Origin of the sequence: Reyranella sp., assembly GCF_036558665.1 — a bacterium.
Taxonomy (GTDB): Bacteria; Pseudomonadota; Alphaproteobacteria; order Reyranellales; family Reyranellaceae; genus Reyranella.
Window position 1 is genome coordinate 1 of record NZ_DATBFE010000050.1, and the last position, 6045, is coordinate 6045.

General features: G+C 70.3%; 7 protein-coding genes and 1 pseudogene. 2 read left to right on the top strand and 6 right to left on the bottom strand.

Annotated elements, in window-relative coordinates:
- Both VH499_RS07395 and VH499_RS07400 read left to right on the top strand, forming a co-directional pair.
- A pseudogene (locus tag VH499_RS07395) lies at positions 1-913 on the top strand (FAD linked oxidase); the annotation flags it as partial.
- 56 nt (positions 914-969) lie between these two features.
- The gene (locus VH499_RS07400; protein WP_332052061.1) at positions 970-1698 is read left to right on the top strand and encodes a DJ-1/PfpI family protein; all 729 of its coding nucleotides are present in this window, start codon (positions 970-972) and stop codon (positions 1696-1698) included.
- Between the two features lie 58 nt (positions 1699-1756).
- On the opposite strand, the gene VH499_RS07405 is transcribed toward VH499_RS07400, so the two are convergent.
- The 6 genes from VH499_RS07405 to VH499_RS07430 form a co-directional block, all read right to left on the bottom strand.
- Complete coding sequence (locus VH499_RS07405; RefSeq protein ID WP_332052062.1) at positions 1757-2143, bottom strand: cytochrome c family protein; 387 nt, start codon at positions 2141-2143, stop codon at positions 1757-1759.
- Positions 2144-2201: 58 nt separating this feature from the next.
- Positions 2202-2606: a bacteriohemerythrin gene (locus tag VH499_RS07410; RefSeq protein ID WP_332052063.1), complete on the bottom strand. Its 405-nt coding sequence runs from the start codon at positions 2604-2606 to the stop codon at positions 2202-2204.
- A gap of 23 nt (positions 2607-2629) precedes the next feature.
- Positions 2630-3133, bottom strand: coding sequence for a hypothetical protein (locus VH499_RS07415; RefSeq protein WP_332052064.1), 504 nt, complete (start codon positions 3131-3133; stop codon positions 2630-2632).
- Positions 3130-4671 (bottom strand): cytochrome b N-terminal domain-containing protein, encoded by a 1542-nt coding sequence (locus VH499_RS07420; protein ID WP_332052065.1) that lies wholly within the window; start codon positions 4669-4671, stop codon positions 3130-3132. Before VH499_RS07420 ends, VH499_RS07415 begins: the two co-directional genes overlap by 4 nt.
- Positions 4672-4681: 10 nt before the next feature.
- Positions 4682-5488 (bottom strand): SCO family protein, encoded by an 807-nt coding sequence (locus VH499_RS07425; protein WP_332052066.1) that lies wholly within the window; start codon positions 5486-5488, stop codon positions 4682-4684.
- A gap of 20 nt (positions 5489-5508) precedes the next feature.
- Positions 5509-6045, bottom strand: a 537-nt coding sequence (locus VH499_RS07430) for a protoheme IX farnesyltransferase (protein ID WP_332052067.1), incomplete at its 5' end; no start/stop codon positions are given.

Below are 6045 nucleotides of genomic sequence, written 5' to 3' on the forward strand. Positions count from 1 at the left end.
GACGCAACGCCACGGCTTGCAGAGCGACAACGTGCTGGCGATGGACGTCGTCACCGGGACCGGCCACGAGGTCGCCTGCTCGGCGCAGAACAACGTCGAGCTGTTCGACATGGTCCGCGCCGGGCTCGGCCAGGTCGCCGTGATTGCGCGGGCCACACTGAAGCTCCTTCCCGCGCCGCGGCTGGTTCGCCGGCATCTCCTTTTCTACCCGGACCTCGCGAGCCTGCTGCACGACCAGCGTCTGCTGGCCGCCGACGCCCGGTTCGACGCCGTGACGGGCGCGGTCCTCGCGGCGCCCGGGCGTTGGTCGTTCCGGCTCGACGCCGCCCGGCCCCTCGCGGCCTCCGGCGCGCCGGACGACACGGTGCTGGCCGGTTTGTCCGACGACCGCTCGCGACGGCAGGCCACCACGCTTTCCTACTTCGACTACCTCGATCGGCTCTCCGCGCTCGAGGCAAAGCTGCGCGGCAACGGGCAATGGCTTCTGCCCCATCCCTGGCTGATGACCTTCGTCGGCGATGCCAGGATCGAGGCGGTCGCCGGCGAGGTATTGGCCCGGCTGACCCCGGCCGATCTCGGACCCTTCGGCCAGGTCTCGCTCTCCGCCTTTCCCCGCCGATCGGTCACGAGTCCGCTGGCACGGCTGCCGGCGGACGATCTCTGCTACGCCTTCAACCTGGTCCGCATGCCGGCGACCGCCGACAGCGGCACGATCAGCCGGCTCATCGAGGACAACCGTGATCTTTATCAGCGCATCCGCGAAGCCGGCGGCACGCTCTATCCGGTGAGCGCGCTGCCCATGACGCGCGACGACTGGCGGCGCCATTTCGGCCCGGCGTTCGCCCGGCTGAGCGCCGCCAAGCGCCGCTTCGATCCCGCCAACCTGCTCACGCCGGGCTACCCGATCTTCTAGACGAGCTCAGGAGAACGCCGGGCGTCCGGCGGCATCGAGGAAGGTGGCTGTCCGCCATGGAAAAAGAGAACAACTCCCTTCAGGTCGCAATTCTTCTCTATCCGGGCGTTACCGCGCTCGATGCCGTGGGTCCGTGGGAAGTGTTGTCGCGCATTCCCGATGCGGAAGTCCGGTTCGTCGGCAAGGAGGTGGGACCGGTTAGCACCGAAGGCGGCGCGCTCCTCCTGGGGGTCACGCACACCATCGGCGAAACGACAGCGCCCGACCTGGTGCTCGTCCCGGGAGGCATGACCACACCCGGCCAGATGGTGGACGACGATGTGCTCGACTGGCTGCGCGAGGTGCACCGAACGGCCACGTGGACCGCGTCGGTCTGCACCGGCGCGCTGATCCTGGCCGCGGCAGGCCTCCTGAAGGGCGCGCCCGCCACGACGCACTGGTACAAGATGGGCGTGCTCGCGATCATGGGTGCGAAGCCGCGGCCCGACGAACGCATCGTGCGCTCGGGCAGGATCGTTTCGGCCGCCGGAGTGTCGGCGGGGATCGACCTGGCGCTCTGGCTGGCCGGTGAAATCGCCGGCCGTGAGCGCGCCGAGGCGATTCAGCTTGCGATCGAATACGACCCGCGTCCGCCGTTCGATGCCGGCCACGTCCGCAAGGCATCCGCGAGCGTGCACAGGCTCGCCAAAGCGTTGATGGATGCCCGCATGCCTGCCGACCAGCGGCGACTGGTTCCCAGGATCGCCTGGCGGCGCGCCATCGATCTGATCCGCACCCGGAAATGAGCGGCATCGCACCCTGGCGGCGGCGGAAGGCTCGGTCACGTTCCCCGTCGCCTGCCGGTCACTTCTTCTTGCCGTCGGCATCGAACTGCGCGAGGTAGCTCCACAGGGCGTTGGCCTGGCCCTCGTCCTTGACGCCGGCGAAGATCATCTTGGTGCCGGGGATCTTCGCCTTGGGATCGCGGATGTAGTCGAGGAACTCCGCCTTGGTCCAGACGACGCCGGACGACTTGTTGGCGTTCGAGTAGCTGAAGCCCGCGATGGTGCCGGCCTTGCGGCCCTCGAGGCCGTTGAGCACGGGGCCCACCCTGTTCTTCGCGTTCTCGCCGACCATGTGGCAGATCGTGCACTGCTTGAAGACCTTCTCGCCGGCCTCGACATCCTGCGCCCGGGCCTGCGTCCACCCGACGATCGGGAGGACGGTTGCGATCGCGACCAGCTTGTTCATGACGTTTGCTCCTGTGCGGTTGATCTTGGCCGTTCGGCGCACCGGCCGGCCCGGTGGCTCATGTCCGAGGATGCCACAGCGCGCTGTGGAGGCGCGCGTCGTGCGTTTCGAAATGGCGGGAAAACCAGGCGTCGAGCCGGCGGGTGAGCTCCTGGCCGGCCAGCTCGGCATGATCGCGGAAGTCGTCCATGATCTCGCGGATCTCGTCGAGCAGCCTTTCGTGATCCTCCTTGTGCGCGGCGAACCCGTCATAGCCGTGCTCGCGCATGAAGCGCTCCTCGAGGGCGAAGTGGCTGGAGATCGCCGCCAGAAGGTCGCCGAACAGACCCTCGACCGTGGCGTTGCCGCGGTCCTGCAGGAAGGCGTCGTGCAGGCGGTTGATGAGGTCGATGAGCTCACGGTGCTCGTGGTCGACCGCCGCGATGCCGACCCGGTAGCGCTCGCTCCAGCGCAGGAGAGACATGGGCGCCTCCTTCTCCGTGCCAGTCAGCGGAAGACGAATTCGCCGCTGTCGGCGCGGAAATCGATCACCATCAGCTGGTCGGGCGCGAGCGCGACGCGGCCGCTGCGCTCGTGATCGAAGCCGCGGGTCGAGGCCTTGTCGCGCATGCGCACGGCAAGCTCGTGCTCGCCCGCCGGCAGCACGAACCGCCGGTAGACGCGCGAGGCGCCGTCGCCGGCGATGCCGGTCGGCGGCAGCTCGGCCGCGAACACCGTCCGGCCGTCGACGTCCAGCTCGACATGAAGCGGCATGCGGCGGCGCGGGCAGACCTCGGTGCGCCGCATGTTCGCGGGGAGCTTCGCGATCTCCTCCGGCGTCAGGCGGCGGCACTCGGCCTTGCGGTCGGAGCCGTGGACGAAGGTCAGCAGCAGCACCGCCGTGCCGGGCGGTGTCTGGCGATAGACCGGCCAGGCCGAGAACGCCGACACGGCGGCGAACAGCAAGACGATCGCCGCCAACTGGCCGGCCGTGCGCAGGAGCCGCGTCATGGCACCTTCTCGCGCACGCGGCGCGGCGCCGGCGCCGGCAGGGCCGCCACTCGCGCGGCGAAGGCGGCGATCGCCTCGTCGGCGCGGCCGGCCGACAGGGCGGAGGTCCAGACCGTGGCGATGCGCTCGCGCGGCACCCGCTCGCGCAGGTAGGGATCGCGCTTGCCGGCGAAGCGCTGCCCGGTCCAGGCCACGCCCAGCCGGTGATGGCAGGCGTTCTCGGCGCAACCCGCGACCACGACTCCGTCGGCAAGGTCGCGGCTCAGCACGAAATCGATCAGCGACGGCGGCGCCATCGCCACGCAGGGCAGGATCACCGCGCCCTCGCGACCGGCGCCGCCGCCATGGGCGCAGGCGAAGACCAGCACGCGCGGTGTCGCGGCGAGCCGCCCGGCGGCGGCGATCGTGCGTTCGCGCAGGACCGTGAGCGGGAAGTCCGGCAGGTCGATGCCGGTCCTGAGCTCGTCGCTGCGCCGGAACGGCGTCGAGGACGGGCACGAGGCGACGCAGATGCCGCACGACACGCAGAGCGCCGGATCTACCCGCGCCTCGGTCGGAAAGGGCAGCTTGTCCGTGCGCGGCACCATGCGGATGGCCTCGTAGGGACAATCCTCGGCGCAGCGCGCACAGCCGTTGCAGTGATCGAGATCGACCGCCGCGGCGCGCGCGCGCCGGAGCGGCGGCAGCCACGGCATCAGGCCGATCATGATCGAGAAGGCGCCGAGAAGCGCCCACACGCCGCCATTGCCCCAGAGGGCGCCGAGCGGATAGAGCGGCAGGAAGAACCAGTCGAGGCCGACCTCGACCGGCGCCTTCGCGAGATCGACATGGCCCTGCGACAGCGCCGGATGCCACAGCGAGACGCCCACCAGCGCCACCAGCGACAGCGCGGCCAGCGTGCGCGGCGGGTTGATGCGCGGCCGCGAGATGCGCAGGATGTGCACCCACATCAGGAAGAGCAGGAACAGCGGCACGGCGACGTGCAGGAACACCATCAGCGTGAAGAAGCGGTTGCTGAGCGTGCCCGTCGCCACGAAGTTGCGGGCGATCGGCTCGCCGAAGATCGGCAGCCAGTCGAGCAGCTCGGACGAAACCACGGCGACGTACTGCGCCAGCCTGTCCCACACCAGCCAGTAGCCGGTGATGCCGGAGATGTAGATCAGCGCGACCAGCGGCAGGCCGGTGAACCACGAGAACCAGCGCGCGCCGCGATAGCGATCACGCGAGAATTCGCGCAACAGATGGAGGGCGACGGTGACGACCATCAGGTCCGAGGCGTAGCGGTGAAAGCTGCGCATGACGCCGGCGTGATACCACCAGGTCGTCGAGATGCGCTCGACCGAGCCGAAGGCGCGCTCGATGCCGGTGTCGAAGAAGGCGAACAGGTAGATGCCGCTCACCGCGACGATCCAGAAGAAGAAGAAGCCGAGCGCGCCGAGCTGGCCCAGCGGATTGAGCGCCGGCCCGAACAGCCGGTCGAGCGGCCGCTCCACCAGCTCGAACCCCCACCGCAACGCCCCGCGCACCGACGACATCATCGCGCGGACCTCACGTTCGGCCGGCGCGGCGCCATTCGCGCAGGATGAGCCCGCCCATGACCGCGAGCGACAGCGCGGCGATCAGGCTGCCGAAGGCGAGGCCGTAGTCGATGCGATAGCGCCCCGCGCCCGGATCGAAGGTGGTGCAGATGAATCTCAGCCTGTCGAGCAGGCCCGTGACGGTCGCCGGGGCGGCGCCGCTCCAGACCGCGTCCTTCAGCGGCTCGACCAGCATCTGGAGCGGAAAGGTGTCGCCGTAGATCTGGCGCTGGACCCTGCCGTCGCGGTCGAGGATGGTGGTCTGGGTGACATGGTCGAAGCCGCCGGCGATGGCGACGTAGCTGAATCCGAGATCGGCGAGCAGCGCCTCGATCGTGGCGGCGTCGGCGCTGGCGAGACGCCAGTTGGGCAGGTCGACGCCCTGCGACGACGCGAACTGCGCCATCCGCGCCGGCGTGTCGGTGCGCGCATCGAAGCCGACCGTGAGCACGGCGAAGCGGTCGGCGCCGATCGCGCGCTGCGCCTCGCGAACCGCGTCCAGCAGGTGCTGGGTGGCGGGCGGACAGACCGAACTGCACGAGGTGTAGACCAGGCTCACCACCAGCGGCTTGCCGCGAAACGACGCGAGCGGCAGCACGGCGCCGCTGGAATCGACCAGCACGTGGTCGCCGACGGAGCGTCCCACGGCGGCCTCGCTGGTCGCGAACGCCTGCCGCGGCTCAAGACGCCGGGCCGGCTCGCCGAAGGCCATCGACGAGCCGAGCGCCAGCAACGCGAGCACGAGCGCGAGCGCGGCCATTGCCGATCGCCCGCTCATGCCGCTCCTCATGGCGCTCCTCATGTTGGCGCCAGGCCGTCGAGCAGCGCACCCGCGACCAGCAGGCAGAGCTGCAGCAGCGACGCCCGGAAGTTGGCCATGGCGTTGGCCGGCGTCGGCTCGCGCCACAGGCGCCAGCTCTTCCACAGGAAGAAGAGGCCGCCCGACGCGGCGCCGAGCCCGTAGAGCGCGCCCATGCCGAAGCCCAGCGGCAGCAGCGAGATCGCCGCGAGGGCCGCCGTGTGGGCGAGGATGGCGAGCGTCCAGGCGCGCGGCGGGGCGACCACCGGAAGCATCGGAATGCCGGCGCGGACATAGTCCTCGCCGCGCGCCGCCGCGAGGCTCCAGAAGTGCGGCGGCGTCCACAGGAAGAGGACGATCGCCAGCGTCACCGGCACCGGCTGCGGCACCGGATCAACCGCCGCCGCGCCGGCCAGCACGGCGAAGCTGCCGGAGAGCCCGCCGACCACGATGTTCCACACGCTGCGGCGTTTCAGCCAGACGGTGTAGACGATGCCGTAGACGAAGGCGCCGAGGAAGACGAACAGCGCGGCGAG